Annotated in this window: 15 protein-coding genes; 2 read left to right on the top strand and 13 right to left on the bottom strand. The window is 41.6% G+C overall.

Features of this window, described 5'->3' with window-relative positions; genetic code table 11:
• Window positions 1-26 precede the first annotated feature (26 nt).
• The 9 genes from C727_RS0115700 to C727_RS0115660 all read right to left on the bottom strand — a co-directional run bounded on the left by C727_RS0115700 (window position 27) and on the right by C727_RS0115660 (window position 12,367).
• On the bottom strand, window positions 27-2,000 hold the full coding sequence (locus tag C727_RS0115700; RefSeq protein ID WP_237742360.1) for a glycoside hydrolase family 97 protein: 1,974 nt from the start codon (window positions 1,998-2,000) through the stop codon (window positions 27-29).
• A gap of 234 nt (window positions 2,001-2,234) precedes the next feature.
• Window positions 2,235-4,700: a TonB-dependent receptor gene (locus C727_RS0115695; RefSeq protein ID WP_017446605.1), complete on the bottom strand. Its 2,466-nt coding sequence runs from the start codon at window positions 4,698-4,700 to the stop codon at window positions 2,235-2,237.
• Between the two features lie 343 nt (window positions 4,701-5,043).
• Entirely contained in the window at window positions 5,044-6,492 is a 1,449-nt protein-coding gene (locus C727_RS18740; RefSeq protein ID WP_017446604.1) for a glycoside hydrolase family 32 protein, read from the bottom strand.
• Window positions 6,493-6,501: 9 nt separating this feature from the next.
• On the bottom strand, window positions 6,502-7,731 hold the full coding sequence (locus C727_RS0115685) for an MFS transporter (RefSeq protein WP_017446603.1): 1,230 nt from the start codon (window positions 7,729-7,731) through the stop codon (window positions 6,502-6,504).
• A 152-nt stretch (window positions 7,732-7,883) separates the two neighbouring features.
• Window positions 7,884-8,546 carry a nickel pincer cofactor biosynthesis protein LarB gene (larB, locus tag C727_RS0115680; protein WP_017446602.1) on the bottom strand — a complete coding sequence of 221 codons (663 nt, stop codon included), beginning with the start codon at window positions 8,544-8,546 and terminating at the stop codon, window positions 7,884-7,886.
• Window positions 8,533-9,354, bottom strand: coding sequence for an ATP-dependent sacrificial sulfur transferase LarE (gene larE / locus C727_RS0115675; RefSeq protein ID WP_017446601.1), 822 nt, complete (start codon window positions 9,352-9,354; stop codon window positions 8,533-8,535). Before larE ends, larB begins: the two co-directional genes overlap by 14 nt.
• The gene (larC, locus tag C727_RS18735; protein WP_017446600.1) at window positions 9,338-10,606 is read right to left on the bottom strand and encodes a nickel pincer cofactor biosynthesis protein LarC; all 1,269 of its coding nucleotides are present in this window, start codon (window positions 10,604-10,606) and stop codon (window positions 9,338-9,340) included. The genes larE and larC overlap by 17 nt, the downstream gene beginning before the upstream one ends.
• A complete protein-coding gene (locus C727_RS0115665; protein WP_017446599.1) occupies window positions 10,596-11,885 on the bottom strand; it encodes a nickel-dependent putative hexonate epimerase in 1,290 nt (429 codons plus the stop codon). The genes larC and C727_RS0115665 overlap by 11 nt, the downstream gene beginning before the upstream one ends.
• Complete coding sequence (locus C727_RS0115660) at window positions 11,882-12,367, bottom strand: gluconokinase (RefSeq protein WP_017446598.1); 486 nt, start codon at window positions 12,365-12,367, stop codon at window positions 11,882-11,884. Before C727_RS0115660 ends, C727_RS0115665 begins: the two co-directional genes overlap by 4 nt.
• 216 nt (window positions 12,368-12,583) lie before the next feature.
• Between C727_RS0115660 and C727_RS0115655 the strand changes: the two genes are divergently transcribed.
• Window positions 12,584-13,612, top strand: a complete 1,029-nt coding sequence (locus C727_RS0115655; protein ID WP_017446597.1) for a LacI family DNA-binding transcriptional regulator — start codon at window positions 12,584-12,586, stop codon at window positions 13,610-13,612.
• Here C727_RS0115655 and C727_RS0115650 read toward each other — a convergent pair.
• The 3 genes from C727_RS0115650 to C727_RS18730 form a co-directional block, all read right to left on the bottom strand.
• Window positions 13,609-14,043, bottom strand: a complete 435-nt coding sequence (locus C727_RS0115650; protein WP_017446596.1) for a ferritin-like domain-containing protein — start codon at window positions 14,041-14,043, stop codon at window positions 13,609-13,611. The genes C727_RS0115655 and C727_RS0115650 overlap by 4 nt on opposite strands.
• Before the next feature lie 95 nt (window positions 14,044-14,138).
• Entirely contained in the window at window positions 14,139-17,237 is a 3,099-nt protein-coding gene (locus tag C727_RS0115645; protein WP_017446595.1) for an efflux RND transporter permease subunit, read from the bottom strand.
• Between the two features lie 3 nt (window positions 17,238-17,240).
• Window positions 17,241-18,305 (bottom strand): efflux RND transporter periplasmic adaptor subunit, encoded by a 1,065-nt coding sequence (locus C727_RS18730; protein ID WP_017446594.1) that lies wholly within the window; start codon window positions 18,303-18,305, stop codon window positions 17,241-17,243.
• 244 nt (window positions 18,306-18,549) lie between these two features.
• On the opposite strand from C727_RS18730, the gene C727_RS0115635 reads away from it, so the two are divergent.
• On the top strand, window positions 18,550-19,266 hold the full coding sequence (locus tag C727_RS0115635) for a DUF6445 family protein (protein ID WP_017446593.1): 717 nt from the start codon (window positions 18,550-18,552) through the stop codon (window positions 19,264-19,266).
• Here the strand turns inward: C727_RS0115635 and C727_RS0115630 are convergent.
• Window positions 19,238-19,954, bottom strand: a complete 717-nt coding sequence (locus tag C727_RS0115630) for a SapC family protein (RefSeq protein ID WP_017446592.1) — start codon at window positions 19,952-19,954, stop codon at window positions 19,238-19,240. The two genes, C727_RS0115635 and C727_RS0115630, sit on opposite strands and share 29 nt — an antisense overlap.
• Window positions 19,955-19,961: the final 7 nt, after the last annotated feature.

Raw genomic sequence — 19,961 nt, 5'->3', positions numbered from 1 at the left:
TGGCTCGCAATCATTAGTAAAAATTTTTATAGCGCTTCAATTCTTGCTGTATATCCGCCGCCGGCGGCAAGTTTCATTGTCAATTTGGTATTTTTATCAACTTCAATAACTCGCTTTTTGTAATCTTCAGCAAATTTATCTGCATTGATTCCGTCTTCAAAAATAGTCATTTGGTATTTTTTCCCGCCAGCTAAAAATGAAAGATCCAAATTTAATTCACGTGCATTCTCATCATTTAGTGTCCCAACAAACCAAGTATTACCATTTAGGCGAGCGACGCTAATAAAGTCCCCTATTTGACCGTGTAAAACCTTAGTGTCATCCCATACTGTCGGAACTTTGGCCATAAAACGTGCTGACTCATTTTCTTTTCGATAGCGACTGGGAGAATCTGCCATCATCTGCAAAGGGCTCTCAAACACAGTAAGCATAGCCATCTGATGCACCCGAGTTGTTTGACTCATAGGTCTTATAAATCGAATTGAAAAATCTTTATGATCAGGTGCGTGTCCGTCATAATCAACTTTTCCAAAAGCTTTTGGCCCGACCGCATTCGACATTGCACCCGGTGTATAATCCATGGGTCCAGCAACCATTCGAATAAATGGCAAAGTTGTATTGTGCTCGGGCGTGCTATCTTGGCTCCACTTGTTCCACTCTAAACCTTTAACGCCTTCCCTTGAAATAACGTTAGGATAAGTGCGTCTTAAACCGGCCGGTTTATAAGAGCCATGATAATCAACTAGTAATTTTCGTTTAGCGGCTTCTTCGGCGATTTTCCAATAAAAATTAACCATTTGCTGATCATCTCGCTGAAAAAAGTCTGGTTTAATACCAACAGCGCCAAGTTCAGCAAAACGGTCCATGGCTTCATCAAATTGATCTCTTAAAGTCAGCCATGAGGTCCATAAAATAATATCTACGCTTTTGCGCTTTGCATACGCAATGATCTCTGGCACATCCATTTCTGGCACAGTTCCCATTAAGTTTCCTAACGGATACCAGCCTTCATCTAAAATAACGTATTCAAGTCCGTAATCTGCTGCAAAATCAATGTAGTATTTATATGTTTGTGTATTAACACCAGCCTTAAAATCTACTCCAAACAGATTATTCGCATTGTACCAATCCCAAGCAACTTTCCCTGGTTTAATCCAGCTGGTATCGCCAATTTGATTCGGTTTAGCCAACTGATAAGTTAACTGGTTTGTAATTAAGTCGGCATCATTTTCCGCAATCGCTAATACTCGCCAAGGGAACTCTCGCTCACCGTCAGTTTTTGCAATATAATTAGCTCGCTTAGTGATAGGCTCATTCCTGTCTACCAAGGGTTTCAAAGCCTGTTTAGCCAACGGATAGTTGGCAAAAGTGCCAGTTAATCCCCCGCCATTGCCTAATAACCATAAACCCGCATAATCCTCAAGCGCAGTTTCGGTAATTAAAACCTTAACGCCTTTACTGTCAACGAGTGTCGGGGTACTAGCCAAATCAGTGCTCGCAATATCAGATAGCTGTTTTTTTAGATAACTTCTTTCGTTATGCGAATAAAAACTTTCTTCCTGAGGGAAATAAACTAATGAGTCGCCATAAAAATTAAATTCAGCCACTTCATGGTCAACCTGGATATCTTTTTTAAGATTGGTTTTAAATCGGTAAGCGATACCATTGTCAAACGCTCGGAATTGGATATGATATTGATTGTCGAAAATCAATTCCAATTCATTATAATGATTTTTGATTTTTGCTGACTTAACTTTAACTTCAGGTTCCAGCCATTCCTCCATCTTCGTTTTATTCGTGTTTAAAACTTTTGCGTTAGCAGATAGGCTAGGATGGTTTGCGATAATAAGGTCTAGTTCAGACCGAGCTATCACGGGTTTACCGCCTACTTCTACCTGATAAGTTAGACCATTTTCAACTTCTAACTTAACTTTGATATTGGCATCCGGTGAAAGTAGTTTATAGGTTTGCGCAGCTTGTAAAGAAAAACTAGCAAACAAAATCCCCCCAATTAAACCCGCAAAAAGCTTTTTGCCGTTACATCCAAAATATTTCCTTTTGCATCTATTAAAATTGTTCATGCTGATATCTCAATAAAAACCTAAATAATATCAGGGACTCAAACAGTAGGGCTGCAATAGAATCCGCCGATATAACGAATATTCCAATAAAACGATTTAAAGCAGTCCAAAATTCAGGTGAGCCTGACGACTGCTTTTTAACAATCGATGCGCTTATTCAAAACTCACTTTGACTGACGCTGTAACCGTCCGCCCTAATGTTGGATTGACCAGTAATACGGCTGTCTGATTCGCTTCGTCTACGTTTATAATCTGTCCTGGGCTACGCACGGCGAATTGGTCAAAAATATTGTAACCAGTTACGCTAAACTCAAGATTTTCAGATGGGGCGTAACGCAAACTCGCCCCCCAAGTAGTCGAACCTTCGTATTTATCCAACGAACCTCGTGCATAGGTTTCGGTTTGACCTGTCATATTTAAACCAGCGGTAAGCTCATCATTAAACTCATAATTTGCCGACATAGTGTAAGTTAAATTAGGGATCTCCCAAGCTTCACTCCAACCGGCATCACCAGCAGCGCGAGCTTTAGCATCGGTAATGGTTGCGTTAGCAATCAGGTTTAAACCGCCAAATCTTAGTGTCCCAAGTATTTCGGCCCCTTGAGATTCATATTCACTGTCTAGTACGCAGCCACCGTTTGGACAGGACGGAGTTGATGTAGGCTCAAAGGCGCTTTGAGTAAAATCGCCTTGCAACAAGGTCATTTCAAATGTGTAATAACCATAACCACCGCCAACATCACCACGGTTTTTGACGCCTATTTCATATTGATTTACAAAATCGACCGCCGCTGTTTCGCCTGCTTCAGTTAACGAACCATTCGGGTTAATTTTGCCACTTAAAACTTGGCGGTCGGCATTAAATCGTCCACCGCGTGACCCACGAATAAAGAAACTAGTGTCATCACTAAATTTATACAAACCACCCACAGTCCATGAGTTGTAGCTTACTGAGTAGTCTAAATATTCACCGTCGCCATCGGGAATAAGGCCAGGGACAATGACACCTGCACCGCTCACCTCAACATCAATAACTTGACCACTTGAACCCACTGCCCAACCTGAAGCATCTACTGTATCGCGACGTACACTGGCATCTAAGGTGAACAAATCTGTGTCTAAATCAACAGACACATAAGGCGCAGAATCGGTATAGGTTAAATCAACTTCACGAGCAATCGCTGAACCCCACGCATTATTAAAACCAGCAATCCCGTTTGCCGTTAACTGGTTACCAGAATCATCAAACACATCAAGCATCGCTGGATTATTACCCCCCAGTTCTTTATACGCTTGGTTTGGATGCCAATCTTGAGCAATATTCTGATTCATGTAGAAAAAACCACCGCGAACAGACAAAGTATTGCCATCGACATAAAATTCTTTTGATAAGGTTAGGTCGTTCACAAAGCTGCCAATGTCTCCGACATTAGTATGTACGTTTACATTGCCATCGTAATAAGCTTTATCATAGGTTGCGCCTTGCATTGGTCCGTTTGCATAAACTAGGTTTAAATCGCCAACCGGCGTCATCCCCAAAAATGAGCTCGAAAAGGAACCGCTCATATCTGTCCAACGCATTTTGTTATCTAAAATCAACTCATCTTCAAACTCATAATGCAATTCAGTACCAATTGATAATGCTTGAGTGCTAATACCAGATAAATTAACTCGCTCTAATCCACCTTCTCGATTAAATACCAAAAAGTTTTGGTTATTAATTGAATAGTTCGACCTGTCACGCCCATCAAAGCCTGGATAAGCTTTGATATCACTAATCGAATAACTACCGTCTGAATTTTTGCTTGCTTTTGCCAGTGCTGGTGAACCAGTGTAATTAGGTTCTTGGGTATCAGCTAATTTAACTAAGAAGCGAATGTAACTAGTGTCATCTGCTAAATACTTAGTTAAGTTGGCTTTAATTTGCATGCTATCGCTTACCACATAACCAGCATCCAATGGTCCTTTCCCAACTTTATAGTATCCACCAACATGGTAATTAACGCTGTCACTTGCAAAACCGCCATATCTAAAATCTACTTTAGTTTCATCATAGCCAACCCCGGTGGTTAACTTAACGTGTCCGCCGTCATATTGACCATAGTTACTAATATAGTTAATGATTGCGCCTGGTGCTTGCGAAGCAAATGTGCCAGCGGTACCGCCCCGCACCCCTTCAACACGCTCAACTGATGAGTCAAATCGCGTCCAATAGTCATTGTTACCAAATTGAATATCGCCAAATAACACTGTGGGTAAACCATCTTCTTGAATTTGCACAAACGGAGAGCCACCTGTTGCAACTGGTAAACCGCGCACGGCAATATTTGAATTACCACCAGGACCCGCGGTACCTGATACCTGAATGCCGGGGATCATTCTAAATACTTCAGATTCAGAGCTTGGCTGAAAATCTTTAATCATGTCTGCGTCAACACTGGTTACAGCCATTGCAGACTCAATTTGCGTGCGGCCGCCCGGCGAGCCAGTGACTACTATGGTTTCAAAATCTGATTCTGCTTTTTCATCTGTTTTTTGTGCGTCCTGGGCTAACGCGCCCGCGGCAAAAACAGAGTTAATAGATAAAGCAATCAAGGAGTATTTAAATGTTTTGTTCATCTTTGTATCCCCAAACAAGTTAAAAGTATCTAAGCCGACCACACGCAGACTTAAATTAAGAATCGGAAAAGCAACATTCTAAAATAACTTAAACGATTAAGATTGATGTAATCATAGATCGATGTTTTAATTTTGTAAACAAAATAATTTAATTTATTTTAAATATAACAAAAAAAACAATAAACCAATGTTTTTTAACGTTTTTTTAATTAATTAATAAATTCGTTGGGAAGGGATAAGTTACAATTGAAAACTTAAAAATTAGACTCAAGGTTAACACCCTTTAATTAAGTGTTAACCTTTAAGTAAAAAATGGATAAATACTTACTCTGATTCTGTTAATTTAATCGGTAGCAGATTGGTGCCGGATACGAGATAACTCAAGACATTTAGTGCCTAATTGACTGCTTGCCAATTCGATTTTATTAAACGCTGAAGTTGGCAAAAGGCAAATTGTCATCGTGGTAGTTCCATCTTGCCAAAATACCTCCAAGGAACTGGCATCTAATACTAAACGACAGTTTATCAGCCCCTCAGATGTGGTGGTATCTGCTTCTAACCGCGGGGTGCGCCACAACTTGTATTGCCAACCAGCTCGGCTGCGATCAACAACAACTTTCTGATGATCTGGCAAGTATTTCAGTTCAACAACTTCACCATCACTGTTGCTAAATCGAATATAAAGCTTATCGCCTTGGTTTACTTCAGCGCTCACTTTAATATCTAACGCACTATCCGTTGGCAGTTCGCAATTAACATCGGTCGCAGTTTGGCTATGTTTCGCAAAAGTAATTAGATTATCATCAATCTCTTTAGCCGGCTGATTGCTTACAAAAAATGATTGATTGTGTTTTATCAATGATAAATCTCGAGGCAAACACATAGCGCCGCGCCACGGAAAGGTGGGCATGTCTGCGGCATAAATCCAGTTCGACATCCAGGCAACCAAGGTACGTCTATTGTCTAACTTTTGTTTTCCGTCCCAAGTAACACCTGCATAATTATCGGGTCCATAGTCTAACCAGCGCACATCTTTATGTTCTGGTGCAAAGGTTTGCCCATCAAAATCACCAACAAAATACTGAGTGCCGTTGCCTCCATTTGGCCCACCAGGCACTAAACTAACTAGTAAAACCCACTTTTTTTCACCGTCTTTTGTCCTTAATTCAAATAAATCAGGACATTCCCACTCACCGCCATGACAGCCGTCGTCTTCACCGAAACTGCTTATATATTGCCAATTGAATAAGTTTTCGGAACGATAAAAATTAATTTGATGACCCGCGGTGAGCACCAAGATCCAATGTTGGCTTGGTGTGTGCCAAAATACTTTAGGATCTCTAAAGTCAAGCAACCCTGGATTATCAATCACAGGGTTATTTTTATATTGCTGCCAACTTAAACCACCGTCTGTGCTGAAAGCCAAACTTTGCCTTTGGGTTTCACAGCCTGCTTGGGTATGAGTGAATATTGCAACCAGCGGCGGATCTTCACCCTGCTGTAAACCACTGGTATTGTTAAAATCAACCACTGCACTGCCTGAATAAATGTAACCCAAACCTGCTACATCCATCTCAATTGCAATTGGGTGATGTTGCCAGTTAATCAGATCGGTAGAACTAGCATGGCCCCAGTTCATATTACCCCAATCATTGCCATGAGGATTGTATTGGTAAAATAAATGGTATTGGCCATTGTAAAAAACTAAACCGTTGGGATCATTCATCCAGTTTTTTTGTGGCGTGAAGTGTACTTTGGGACGCCACTGTGGCGTAAAAATATTATTTGGCATGTTAATACCTTATTTATTTAATTCTACTGATGGATCTAATTGTTCGACTGCTTTGATATGTCGATCGGTCGGATCAAAGATCCAGTTGTAAACACAACCAACACATAATAAAAATGCAAAACCCGCCGCTAATACAAACCCATGGCGAGCTTCTCCGCCCATCCAATCGCTATACACGCCCATGATCATAGGTCCAAATGAAGCCGCCGCCGCGGTGGAAAATAACAGCACACCAGCGATCGCCCCGTGCTCATGTTTAGGAAAACAACTAATCCCTTTTGAGTTTAAGGTTGGATAAATCATGGCCATAAATAATCCGGATAAAGGCAATAAAAACACTGCGACTGCTAAGCCAAAATAGATGCTGGCTAGATAACATATGGCTATCGCCGCAGAAAAAACGACCATCGCAATTTTCCAATTAACTACGTTTAAAAACCAAACTGCCAGAAAACGACCGCAAGCTCTAAAGGTGAAAAATATGGTTAATGACCAGGTTGCAGCCCATGTATATGAACCTGTGTAATCTTTTAATAAGGTTGGCATCCAAACATAAATAGCGGCCTCGGCTGCAACGTATAGCGCAATCAAAACCGAAAAACCCATCGCATACGGACTTTTTAAAATTGTAATGGTGCGCGATAAATTAATTTGATCTGTATTTACTTGTATGTGTTTGGGATAGGCAACAACTGCTGCGATTAAGCATAAAACGATACAGATCACACCAGCAATGATATATAAAAATTTCCAATTTACCCCGCCAGCCAATAATGCAGTGACAATAAAAGGACCTATAATAGCCCCCACACCAAAAAAACCTTCAGCAATATTCATGGTTTTAGTATGAGATTCTGCCGTAGTAGAAATATCTCCGATCAGTGCCAGCGCACCCGTTTTAAAAATACCAATGGCAAGGCCGGATAAAATCAATAAAAACAAAAAAAAGCTAAACGTATTGCCAACTGCAAATAATCCACATGCCACCGAAAATAATGCAAGGCCAATAATGATGGTTTTTTTACGGCCAATTTTATCGGCTAAAAAGCCTAAACCAATACCACCGATAGCAATTGCCGCCATTGGCCCATAATGAAACGCGCCTGCGGCCGTTAAACTTAAATCAAACTCACGAATGATCTCAGGAATAATGACCCCCACGGCGTCTGTGGTCATCGCAAACATCATAAACATTAAATAGGTTAACCATTTAATGGTTGCTATATTGCTCGATTGCATAAACTAGCCTCTTAATAAAACTTAATCGTTTAAGATAATTTAGTCTCAAAGTTAGTTCAATGCAAGACAAATCATTAACTTTTTTTAAATATACTCACTACTAATGTTTAATATTAGAGGGGGAGGTGCCACAGATCTGGCCCCCTTTTCGATTATTCCGATTGAAGAAACTGCTGGCAAATTTTAATGGCCGCGGTTGCAGCGCCAAAAGCGTTATCAATATTAACCGTTAAAATACCGGGCGCACAGGCTGACAATGCACTACTCAGCGCGGCTTGCCCATTTTCACTTACGCCATAACCAACTGAGCTAGGTAATGCAATCACTGGCGCGCTAATCAAACCCGCTAAAACACTAAACAGAGCGCCTTCCATTCCAGCAATAGCAATTACAAGCTTATATTTTTTGATTTCATCTAACCTATTTAGCAATCTATGCAGGCCAGCAACACCCACATCAGCGATCACTGGCGTATTGTATCCATAATATTTAAGAGTGACTTGCGCTTCACAAGCCAGCCGTAAATCTGAGCTGCCGGCTGTCACTATGCATATTTCGGAGTCTCGCAGAGCTTTATCTTTTTTGTTAAAAATCGCAATATTTCCTTGCTCGTGGTATTCCATCTGCGCTTTATAACTGTCTGCAAATCCGTCATACACTTGACGATCTAAACGCGTTAACAATACCGAAGTGGCGGCTTTTAAATGATGCTCTAAAATTTCGATTAAGACACCGGCACTTTTGCCCGGGCAATAAACCGCTTCTGCAATACCTGTGCGTTCGGCGCGGTGACTGTCCCAATTAACCCGCTGCATAATAGGCTCCAGTGTCGCTATGAATAAAAGCAGAGCCCTTTTGATACGGCTCAACCCCCAAAAAAACCAGTCCTTGAGATTCACACAGTTGACGTACTTTTACCAACATAGGCACAGACTGTTCAGCCGTTGGTAGCCTGCTTAATTGCAATATCACACCAGCCTGAGTCAGTCGGCAGCGGATCACTTTGTCGCTGCCAACATAAAACCTTGCACTTTCTTCAACTTGATCAATAAAGGTGAGTTTATCAGCTTCAATCATAATGCCAGTTTCCACTCGGCTGGCTAAACAAGGTTGTGCGGGTAGATCTTGCAATTCCGTTAAATTAAGTTCGCTTGCCATTTGATAGATATCTGTTTTGCTAATACCCGCTTCGACATAAGGTTGCACCACGTTATGCTCTTTGGCTGCTTTCAGGCCAGGTCTAAAATCCGTTAAATCATCAAGGTTTGTCCCCGATGCTATAGGTTGTTTAAACTGCTCAGCTATTCGTTGATACAAGTTAGTTTTGCAATAATAACAGCGGTTAAGTGGATTTTTTTGGTATTGGGGATCGGCTAATTCTTTAGCATCGATTAGGGTCAATGACCATTGATATCGCTGTGTGTATTTATCTAACAAAGCATAAGCCGAGCTAGGCACAGCGGCTGAGTATGCGTGCACAGCTTCTGCTTGGCTAATAGAATAATGATGTGTGATATACATAAGTAACATGCTATCGATGCCGCCGCTCACGGCAATCGCCAGTTTTGGGTAACTGGATAATACCTCAACAAGACGGTTAAGTTTGTTATTTGCTGATTTCATTTGGAGCTTCTAATTGTTGTTTTAACTGACGACGCTGCTGCAAACTCTGACAGTTAAACAAACCATCACTATCGACTTTTTGTGTGTTTTGCATCTCGTGCCCAGCAAAAGCCGGTCTTTGTACTGTTTTAATACTGTAGCCATGTGCCAAATTCATTTCGCTGCGCGATAAACAGGATCGGTTAAGATGCAGCCAACGCAAGCCGATCGTTGAGGTGAAATTAAAACAAGCATCAATTACAGCCGTTAGCGCGCTAGGTTTAAGCAAAATAGAAATTTGCTCACTCGCACGATTTTTTTTACCGCGCGCTGTGACTGCGGTTACATCCAATACTCCGGCTTGTTCGCGTAGTTTATCAAGCGCCCATGCCAGCTCTTCCCCCGTCATATCATCTACGTCAAATTGAATCTGACTGATTTGATGGCGCTGATCGGGTTCTTGCGATTGCTGGCTTTGGCTAAAAGCCATGATACGCAGCACATTGGGCAGGCCTGGAAACTTTTTGTGGCCACCACCATACCCGCATCCAAGCAATTTTAGTGGTGGTTTTTTATCTATTAAAAGATCGGCGTCTTTTAGATAACGCAAAATCGCAGCACCCGTTGGGGTAATACGCTCGCCTTTAATACCATCATCACGAAATTCAAAACCCGATAATATTTCGACTGTTGCCGGTGCTGGAACGGCTAACAAGCCATGTTGAGTATTTACCATACCGCCACCGAGTGGCAATTCAGACACTGACCATTTTATGCCAGCAAGCTGAGATAACAGGTACCCGGCTGCCAGCACATCAAAAAACGAATCCCAATCGGCGAGTTCGTGAAAATGCACATGATTTAAATCGGTTTGGTGAATTTTTGCTTCAGCGGTTGCTATTATGGTTAAAATTTGCAACGAAATTTGACAGTGCAAAGACGAGATAGGCAGCGCCAATAAACGGTTTTTTAGCGCCTGATAAGATGTTTCTGCCGAATGATGATGGTGATGTTTATCTGCATTTTGTGTTAACCGAACTGAGCTATCTACCGGCTGTTCAGAGGTTAAACTCAGCTTATAACAGCCAATGCCACTACTATTCGCCTCAAATATTTTTAGTTGGCCAGCCGCTGACGGCAGCAACTGCGCGGCCAAAGCTTCAATTTTTATTTTAAATTCTGGCTGTAAACCAATACAGGCGCAAATAAACATATCGCCGGCGATACCGCCAGCTACATCTAAATGCAAATGGTTTATTTGTTTAAGATTCAACAAATTTCTCCCGATGAGCCCATAAACCTAAAGCTGGATTGCTAACATAAAATACCTCCTCACCAGACGCTAAGGTATTCCATCCATCTTTCATTTTATCCAGAGGATATTGTTTTATCATCTCTTGGTAATGGCAATATTCATAACCCACAGATTCAATTTCGGCTTGGCTCACGCCATCTCCTGGGCAATAAGTCACTTTAAATCGTTTGTCTGCCGTGCCATGAATTAAATGCGCTGCCGCCGACAAGTTATTGGCTAACTCAGGGTTATCTTTAACAGCTTGCAAAGTTTCTTCGGTCGTTTTATAACCATATTTTCGGATCAGGGCATCTATTTCCATGTCTTCACCAAATCTATGCAGCGCAGGGGCCAAAACAATCAATTCTCCATCATCAGCCATGGCCATACGGGTGCGGTAAATGGCTTTATTACCTAACCAAGTCGTTTTAAATTCACCTGGTTCTAGGTACACCACAGCTTTTTTAATGGGTTTATCAAGTAAGTTTAAATTTAACCGTTGGCTTAGTTTGCATGCTTGAGTGTAAGTATCAGCTTGATTACCACAAAATACACCTTGCAGCGCTAACTTATCATTTTTGCTACCAAGCACAGTTAAAATAAATTCGATTGGCAAATGACGTAAATATTGATCAAAACCTTCATCTAAGGCATTTCGAACTGGAGTACGGATTTGCCCCATAATACGTTCCATGCCATAAACAGCGCCTAAAAAATGCGATTTATGAATGGTATCTGAGCCCCCGGTGCCCACTAAAATATTCTTAGTATAGTTAGCCATACCAATGACTTCGTGTGGAACAATTTGTCCAACCGAAACAATAAGATCCCAGTTACCTTCGTCTAGGAGTTTGTTTGCCGCAACATCCATGCTGTAATCTAACTTGCCTTCTGATAATTCGGCAATTCGCTGACCGCTGATCTCCCCAAACTTTTTAACGTCAGTGCGCCACCTGTGAGGAACAAACCTGTCTTTTGGCACATCAGGACCAAACATAAGCTCTATTTCTTTGTCTGTCATAGGATCATGAGTGCCCAAAGCTGGTAAAAAATAAACTTCGGCTTGGTTTTTCAATTGTTGATACAAATATGCAGAGATAAAACCGGCTTTTGAATAAAAACGGGTAATATCGGGCGGTAAAATTAATACACGTTTTGCTTGCTGGGCTTTTTCTGCAATAAATTTATCCAGGATAATTTTTAAATCATCGTCCGAGAGGGTATTTTCAGTATCTTCAATATGGATCGGATAACTCATGCTCTGATCTCCTGTAAAATTTTGGCCACGATCTGCTCAGGGGACTCACTGATATCTGCAATAATAGCGTCTTGTGGCTCCTCTAACGTATTAAATTGAGAGGTTAACAAAGACGCCGCCATAAAATGATTTTTACGCGCCGATAATCGACTCTCGATTAGCTCAAAAGATCCTTTTAGATAAACAAATTGCACTTCGTCAGGCTGCGAGCTCGCTAACCAATCTCGGTACTTTTGTTTTAACGCTGAACAGGCTAAAACAGCCCCCCCTTCTTGTTGCCACAACAAACTTTGTTTAGCTAACCCCTGCAGCCATGGCTCGCGGTCAGCATCCGTTAATGCGATGCCTTGTGACATCTTAGCAACAGATTCGGGGCTATGAAAATCATCGGCATCAAAAAACGGCAAAGCGAGTTCGGCAGCAAGTTTTTCTGCGATCAGAGACTTACCGCAACCACTTACTCCCATTACAATGTATATCATCTATTCTTACCCTTGTATGACAAAGATCTAACCAAATTTTCCCAATTGTACCTGAGCAAATGCAATTACGCCTGTTGAAAATATGTAAATGCTAAAATAAACTTAACATGCCACCGGTAGCATAGTCAATTGTTTTGGCCTGACAGACAACTCAAGGTAGGCAGCACCGATTTTTTATGGTAAATAGACTTCTGTACTGATAAATATGTGTAAAAAATGCCTGACCAAAAAATAACCATTAATGATATTGCACGCTTATCTGGCGTTTCTAAACGTACTGTATCCCGTGTTATAAATAACTCCCCTAAAGTGGGTGCGGCCACTAAAGCAAAAGTTACCGAGGTTATTGCACAATACAATTATGTACCAGACAAACAAGCCCGGGGCCTTGCCTCTAGCCGTTCGTATTTATTAGGTTTGGTTTACGATAATCCAGACGCTTTATTCATTGATGACGCTCAAAGGGGGATTTTATCTGTATGCAGCCAGCAAGGTTACGAATTAGTAGTTCACCCGTGCCGCTACAAAAGCCCTGACTTTCAGCAAAATGTTTTAAATTTTGTTCGCCGCTCTAAACTTGATGGCGTGATAGTGCTACCGCCTGCTTCTGAAGTTGATGCTTTAGGTGAAGTGTTAACAGAACAAGAAATCCCTTTTGTGCGATTAGTTTCAGGTACTAATGAGGTGGCCGAAAATTTTATCATGTCAGATGATAGAGCCGCGGCGGCTGAAGTGGCACAGTTTTTAGTAGATCTCGGGCATCGACAAATTGCCTTGATGACTGGCCCTGACAATTACCGTTCATCGAAAGAGCGTCAGCTTGGTTTTATTGAAGCAATAAAAGAACGGGGTTTAAAGTTGCCTAAAGAACTCGTGGTTAGTGGCAATAATGACTACCATACCGCGATTAAAAAAGGACTTGATTTATTAAAACAAAATCCACGCCCCAGCGCGATTTTTTGCAACAACGATGAAATGGCAGCCGGCGTACTAAAAGCCGCTCACGAGTTAGCGATTAAGGTGCCAGAAGCACTTTCTGTCTGTGGTTTTGATGATAACTTATTAGCATCCCGTATTATTCCTGAGCTAACAACCATCAAACGGCCGGTCAGTGAGATGGGCAAATATGCTGCACGTAAACTGATTGCAAAAATAGAAAAAAACAATCCGGACGCTGTACAGCAAAAATGCCTAGTACGTCCGGAATTGGTTGTCCGCGATTCTACGGGACTATATTCTGACTAGTGCTTAAGCGAACCTGAAAGCTCTTCTAACCAAGCTTTGTGACGCTTCTCGTCATTGTAATGCTTAGTTAAAATTTCTCGTTCTTGCACAGTCAGACCATCCAGTTCAAGCGCGTCAGAGTACTTATTAAGCATCTCTTTTTCGTTTGATAACATAGCATCGATGATTTTTTCATCACCCATAATATCGGCCAATACTACTTTGCCTTTGGTCAATAACTTTTTTGAATCAGGGCCTGTAACAGCCTCTTCCCCGCGCTGGTTTAAAAAGCGATTTAACGCAACCGTATGGTTTTTGTTTTCATCGCAAAGTACTTTCAGCTGAATTTTTGCGTCTTTATCATCGACTCTGTCAATGGCGGCTTCATAAGCGGCAACCGCATCAAAATCATATTTACATAACTCAGATAAAGTACTATTTACAGAGCTCATAGTTTCCTCCTGTTTTTGAACATGGGCACTTTTTTGTACCCATGTCAGAAGGAAACGATCACATTAAGTGGCAAAAATATTAGGCAAACCTAACGCTAATCCATTTCTTTTTGAATTTGTTTTGCAACATCATCTGGCGAGCCTGTTTTACGGGCAATTAAATGGTAAGCCACAGGTACAATAAAAATGGTTAAGATGGTTGCCACAAAAACACCCGCTAAAACGACCACCCCAATAGTGATCCTTGTTTCAGAACCTGCCCCGGCGGCTAAAACCAATGGCACAGAGCCCGCCACTGTGGTTAAGCCAGTCATAACAATAGGACGAAACCGCTTGCTGGCCGCAGCAAGTAATGCACGATTAAACTGCATTCCTTGATCCCTCAACTGGTTCGCAAACTCAACGATCAAAATGCCATTTTTAGCAGCCAAACCCACCAACATAATTAAGCCAATTTGCGAATAGATGTTAAGCGAATTGCCGGATAGATATAAACCTAACAAACCACCGCCCAACGCAAGGGGCACTGTCAGCATAATCACAAGCGGATGGATCCAGCTTTCGAATTGTGCTGCTAATACTAAAAAGACAACACAGATCCCCAAAATAAACACAAATAATATGGAGCTACCTGAGTTAACAAAATCTCGGCTCTGCCCTTTATAATCGATAATCGCTTCAGACGGTAAATTTTCGCGTACAACCGATTCTAAATATGTCAGTGCTTCACCTAAAGTAGCACCCTCTGCCAAATTAGCTTCTAAAGTGATTGAGCGAATACGGTTATATCTAGACAAGGTTTGCGCTGCGCCGTACTCTTTAATCTCAACCAAATTTGACAGCGGAATTAATTGTTGGCTACGGTCTGAGCGTACATAGATATTACTGGCATCGGTAAACGAACGCTGCTCCTCTCGTTCACCCTCTACAATGACATCGTATTCTTCGCCTTCGTCTAAAAACGTGGTGACGTTTTTGCCCCCCATCATAGTTTCTAATGTTGAACCGATTTCAGACACAGTCACCCCCAAATCGGCGGCACGTTGATAATCTACAACAAAGTCGATTTGTGGCCTTGTTTCTTTATAATCAGAATCTAATCCTTCAACCACAGGAGGACCTTGATTAACTTTTTCAATCACAATATCACGCCACTCAGCCAGTTTTTCGTAAGTCGGCCCACTTAATACAAATTGCACAGGTTTGCCTGCCCCGCCACCTAAACTTTGGCGCATAATTGGAAACGCTCTAATACCGGGTAAGTCGGATAAATTTGTTCGGATCTCATCCATAATGGTAAAAGCAGATCGGCGTTCAGACCAATCATTTAATATGGCAATCACAAAACCGCCATTAAAGTTCTCAATTTTACCAAAGCCTCTAGGCGCACGAACCAATAAGCGGTTTATTTCGCCAGAATCAACATATTTCATTAAACGGTTTTCGACTTCATCCATATATTCTTCCATATAGTCAAAGCTAGCCCCCTCAGGTCCGTTGATTGCAACAAAAAAAGCACCTCTATCTTCCGCTGGCGCAAACTCAGATGGGATTTGTTCAAATACCCAAACCAGCGCCCCCATCAAAGCCAAATAAACTGTGATGGTTAACAGAGGTCGACGGATCACACTATTCAACCGTTTGATATAGAATTTCCGAGCCGATTTAACACTAGCGTCAACACAACGCACTATCATATTCGGTGGGCCATTTTGGGTTTTTAACAATTTTGAAGCTAACATCGGACAAAGAGTCAGTGCAACCAATGAAGAAAAACCAACCGCTGCGGCTATTGTGATTGCAAATTCAGTAAATAAGCGACCTAAGTCGCCGTCTAAAAAGGTGATAGGAATAAACACAGCCATCAAAACCAAGGTGGTTGCGATCACCGCAAATCCCACTTGACGTGCACCACGAAAAGCAGCGACTAATGGGGTTTCCCCATACTCTTGCATGCGGCGCACTATATTTTCAAGCATGACAATTGCATCGTCTACCACCATACCTATCGCTAATACTAAAGCTAACAAGGTCAGTAAATTAACCGAAAAGTTGCTCATATACATAACGATGAAAGTTGCAATCAAAGAAACAGGCACAGTCGCGGCAGGAATTAACATGGCCCGAACTTTACCTAAAAATAGATAAATCACTAAAATAACACAGCCAATTGCAACCATCAGTGTACTAAATACTTCATCAATCGAAGCTTCAATAAATATGGCTGAGTTATAGCTTTGGTGGATCTTCATGCCATCTGGCAAATTTTTATTTAATTTTTCGGTTAATTTGAGCGCGGCATTTGCAACATCGATCGTATTTGCCGTAGATTGTTTAATAATACCTATGCCAACCATAGGCACTTTGTTGCCACGAAAAAACAACCTGTCTTCAACAACGCCTAACTCAACTCTGGCAACATCTGATAACCGCACTAAATAATCATTGTCACCCCGTCTAATCACAAGATCATTGAAGTCTTCTGGCTTTTTAAAATTGCGCTCTACTCTGGCTTTAAACATCCGCTGAGACGATTCAAGCGAGCCCGCAGGCAATTCTACGTTTTCAGCTCTCAATGCACTTTCAATATCTTGTGCCGTCACATTACGCGCGGCCATGGCTTGTCTGTCTAACCAAACTCTCATGGCGTAATTTAAACCACCACCAATGCGCACACGAGCTACGCCGTCTAGGGTCGAATACTGATCAACTAAATAGCGCTCGGCATAATCGGTTAGCTCTGGCACTGACAAATTATCACTGGCTAAGTTTTGCCAAATAATAACATCATCATTGCTATCCACTTTTTGCACTTCGGCAGGCTCAGCCTCATCTGGCAGATTATCAGCAACCCCAGAGATACGGTCGCGCACATCATTAGCCGCCGCATCTATATCTCTGTCTATTGCAAATTCGATAGTGACACTAGATTCACCATCTTCTGATGAAGACTGGATAAACTCTATGCCTTCAATACCGGCAATTCGCTCTTCAATAATTTCAGTGATACGGGTTTCAACAATGTTGGCTGGCGCACCAGGATATTCAACTTCAACAGTAACAATAGGCGGATCTATATCAGGGTACTCTCGCAGCGATAGCCGCTCGTAAGCCACCAATCCAAAAGCAATTAATAATAAAGATAAAACGCTGGCAAATACCGGCCTTTTTACCGACACATCAGATAACAACATAGTTTAATCCTCCAGTGTCTGCGACTGTTTAAGCAGATTCACCAGAGATGTTTGGCCATCATCTTGCGCAGTAATTTTTACTTGAGTTCCGGGCTGAATTTTTAAGGTGCCATGAGTCACGACTTGCTCACCCGCTTGAACACCAGAAATAATCTCAACGACCCCTTTTTTGCGCGCGCCTATTTTGACCGGTTTAAACTCAGCAGTATTGTTGTCATTCACCACGTAAACATAGTTTTTACGCCCGCGCGGTACTAAAGACTCTTCAGGCAATACTATCACTTGACGAGGATTTTTTTGTAACTTAACGCTCATCAGCATACCAGGACGTAAAATATGATCTGGATTATCCAATAAGACCCTCACTCTAATCGACCGAGTGGCCGTATCAACACGACTATCAATGCTTTGCACGACGCCAGAAAAAGTTTGCATCGGATAAGCAGCAGCACTGGCTTGAATTTGATTGCCTTCTTTTATCGCCGACAGGTATATTTCTGGGATTGAAAAGTCCAGCTTCATCACACTGTCGTCATCCAGAGTTGTGATCACAGTGCCAGGCTGCGCCATAATACCTACACTGATATTTCTAAGTCCTAACTTGCCAGAAAACGGGGCGACAATTTGTCTGTCTTTTAATTGCGACTCAATCGCGGTGATCCTAGCTTTAGCGGTTTGAATATTTAATTGCGCTTCGGTTAACGATGATTCGGTTGCAGCGCCGCGTTTAACTAACGGAGAAATTCGATTCAGTTGACGTTCGGCTTCTGCCAAGACAGACTTTTCCTCTGCTAGCAGCGCTTCTTCTTGCCGTGTTTCCATAGTTACCAAAACATCACCTTGATTGACTCTCTGGCCACTTTCAAAATGAATCGCAACAACACGTTCAGTAACCACAGAAGTCAACTCAACACTTTCGTTTGCTCTTAGCGTACCCAATGCTTCTATTTGATCATAAAATTCTTGCGTACTGGCGGTCACAGCAAAAACAGGTGAGGCTTTTTGTTCAGCCATGGTGAACTGGCTAAAAAATAACGTAGCCAAAAAAAACAGAGTGGTTTGTTTCATTAGAATATCCCTAGCTGGCGTGTGTGATTAGAATAAAATTCGCTCGTTATTCTACCCTTTTAACGCCCCGGTTGATAAGCGCCTTTACGTTATACTTACACATATTTTTAGATTTTATTAAAAGCCAAATAAGCTCCATAATTTACTTTTGATGAGTCTGTTTTATACTTTAACCTGAAAAACTTAATTTAACGCTGAGTAACTTCGGCGACTCACATTAAAAAGAACAACCAAAGCAACAAAAATGATCCATTTGAATAAACACTGCAAAATAAAATTAAGCCATATTGGCGAACAAAAAACGCCTGTGATCATCATTGATGAACTCTTAGCCGACTGCCATCCACTGCGTGAATTTGCGCAAACACGAGCGCAATTTGAAGCAGAAAAAAACAGTTATTATCCAGGCCGGCGTGCCCAACTACCGCAAGCGTATCTGGATACCTTAAACACATTTTTCATCCAACTGATAAAACAGGTGTACAAAATTGATGGGACCGTTTCGGGTTTGATAAAACCCAGTGTGTTTTCATTATTAACACGCGATGAATCAGCCTTGTTACCGGAACAATGTATTCCTCACTATGACAGCAAGCTGCCACGGTATTTTGCAATGACACACTACTTAAATTTTGGCGAATTTTCAGGTACTGCTTTTTATCGCAACCGGCAAAGCGGCATCGAAGTTGTCAATCAAAACAATGTCAAGGACTATATCAATGCCATCAATGGGCATGTGCAAACGCACGGCATGTTTGAACAGAAGTACTTCAGTGACTCGAGCGATATGTTTGAATTAATGGGCGTGGTGCCTTGGCAGGAAAACCGGGCGGTCGTTTACCCGGGAGGATTGTTGCATTCGCCCTATATAGATAATGTTGCGTTAAATGTCCGCAACAGTATTAAACAAGGGCGACTAACAGCCAACCTGTTTATTGATCTAACTGATCAGCCCAATTAACAAGTTTTTGCAAATGAACACCTGAACATAAAACCAAATGGCAAACTTGTAAAATACCGCTTTTATGAGCTTTTTCAAGTGCCTCACCGGTAAGCTCAGCAATCGCCTCTTGCTTAAACGCATAAAGACCATTCAGGGTCACTTTTTCGCCATCCTTTTTATCCATAGACACAGTGACTTGTTCCAGTAACTCCATTTCATCGGCTTGTTTAAGAATTTCCTGACTACGGTTTGCACCAGCCATCAACTGAGAAAATGTTTGTTGAATACGCTGTAAATATGGGCTAGCGTCTCCGTTTTCATCAAACAAGGCCTGTCCGCGCTGAGTTCTTACCATTTCGCTATCAACATCTAAGGCGATGCGACCTGATGAAGTATCCTCGTCATCAACCATAGCTTGAAACGGACGGCGTAAAATATCTAATGGTAAATAGGTCGCGTCCCACTTTCCATTTTGTAAATATAAGTTTTGACCACTTTCAAACCCTAAAACCGCGGTAAGCTGAAACTGCCCTGTGCGTGGGTTTTTGCTGATAAAAACAGGATACTCATGGCATATAGTGCTTAGCTCGTTTACCACCACAAATGCAGCATTGGCTCGATTGATTTCGAGGTCCATGTTGGACGTATCAATTTTTAAACTTTTATGCTTTTCTTTGTCTAATAATTCTAGATTTGGTTTTTGCATGTTTTTC

Source organism: Gayadomonas joobiniege G7 (genome assembly GCF_000300815.1).
In the GTDB taxonomy this organism is placed as follows: domain Bacteria; phylum Pseudomonadota; class Gammaproteobacteria; order Enterobacterales; family Alteromonadaceae; genus Catenovulum; species Catenovulum joobiniege.
This window is presented reverse-complemented; position numbering and strand designations above follow the sequence as displayed.

What these genes read in the sequence shown, in the direction of transcription:
- C727_RS0115660 (WP_017446598.1), bottom strand. Translation starts at nt 12,367, where the DNA reads ATGATATACATTGTAATGGGAGTAAGTGGTTGCGGTAAGTCTCTGATC.
- C727_RS0115665 (WP_017446599.1), bottom strand. Translation starts at nt 11,885, where the DNA reads ATGAGTTATCCGATCCATATTGAAGATACTGAAAATACCCTCTCGGAC.
- C727_RS18740 (WP_017446604.1), bottom strand. Translation starts at nt 6,492, where the DNA reads ATGCCAAATAATATTTTTACGCCACAGTGGCGTCCCAAAGTACACTTC.
- C727_RS0115630 (WP_017446592.1), bottom strand. Translation starts at nt 19,954, where the DNA reads ATGCAAAAACCAAATCTAGAATTATTAGACAAAGAAAAGCATAAAAGT.
- C727_RS0115695 (WP_017446605.1), bottom strand. Translation starts at nt 4,700, where the DNA reads ATGAACAAAACATTTAAATACTCCTTGATTGCTTTATCTATTAACTCT.
- larB (WP_017446602.1), bottom strand. Translation starts at nt 8,546, where the DNA reads ATGCAGCGGGTTAATTGGGACAGTCACCGCGCCGAACGCACAGGTATT.
- larE (WP_017446601.1), bottom strand. Translation starts at nt 9,354, where the DNA reads ATGAAATCAGCAAATAACAAACTTAACCGTCTTGTTGAGGTATTATCC.
- C727_RS0115655 (WP_017446597.1), top strand. Translation starts at nt 12,584, where the DNA reads ATGCCTGACCAAAAAATAACCATTAATGATATTGCACGCTTATCTGGC.
- C727_RS18730 (WP_017446594.1), bottom strand. Translation starts at nt 18,305, where the DNA reads ATGAAACAAACCACTCTGTTTTTTTTGGCTACGTTATTTTTTAGCCAG.
- C727_RS0115635 (WP_017446593.1), top strand. Translation starts at nt 18,550, where the DNA reads ATGATCCATTTGAATAAACACTGCAAAATAAAATTAAGCCATATTGGC.
- C727_RS0115685 (WP_017446603.1), bottom strand. Translation starts at nt 7,731, where the DNA reads ATGCAATCGAGCAATATAGCAACCATTAAATGGTTAACCTATTTAATG.
- C727_RS0115645 (WP_017446595.1), bottom strand. Translation starts at nt 17,237, where the DNA reads ATGTTGTTATCTGATGTGTCGGTAAAAAGGCCGGTATTTGCCAGCGTT.
- C727_RS0115650 (WP_017446596.1), bottom strand. Translation starts at nt 14,043, where the DNA reads ATGAGCTCTGTAAATAGTACTTTATCTGAGTTATGTAAATATGATTTT.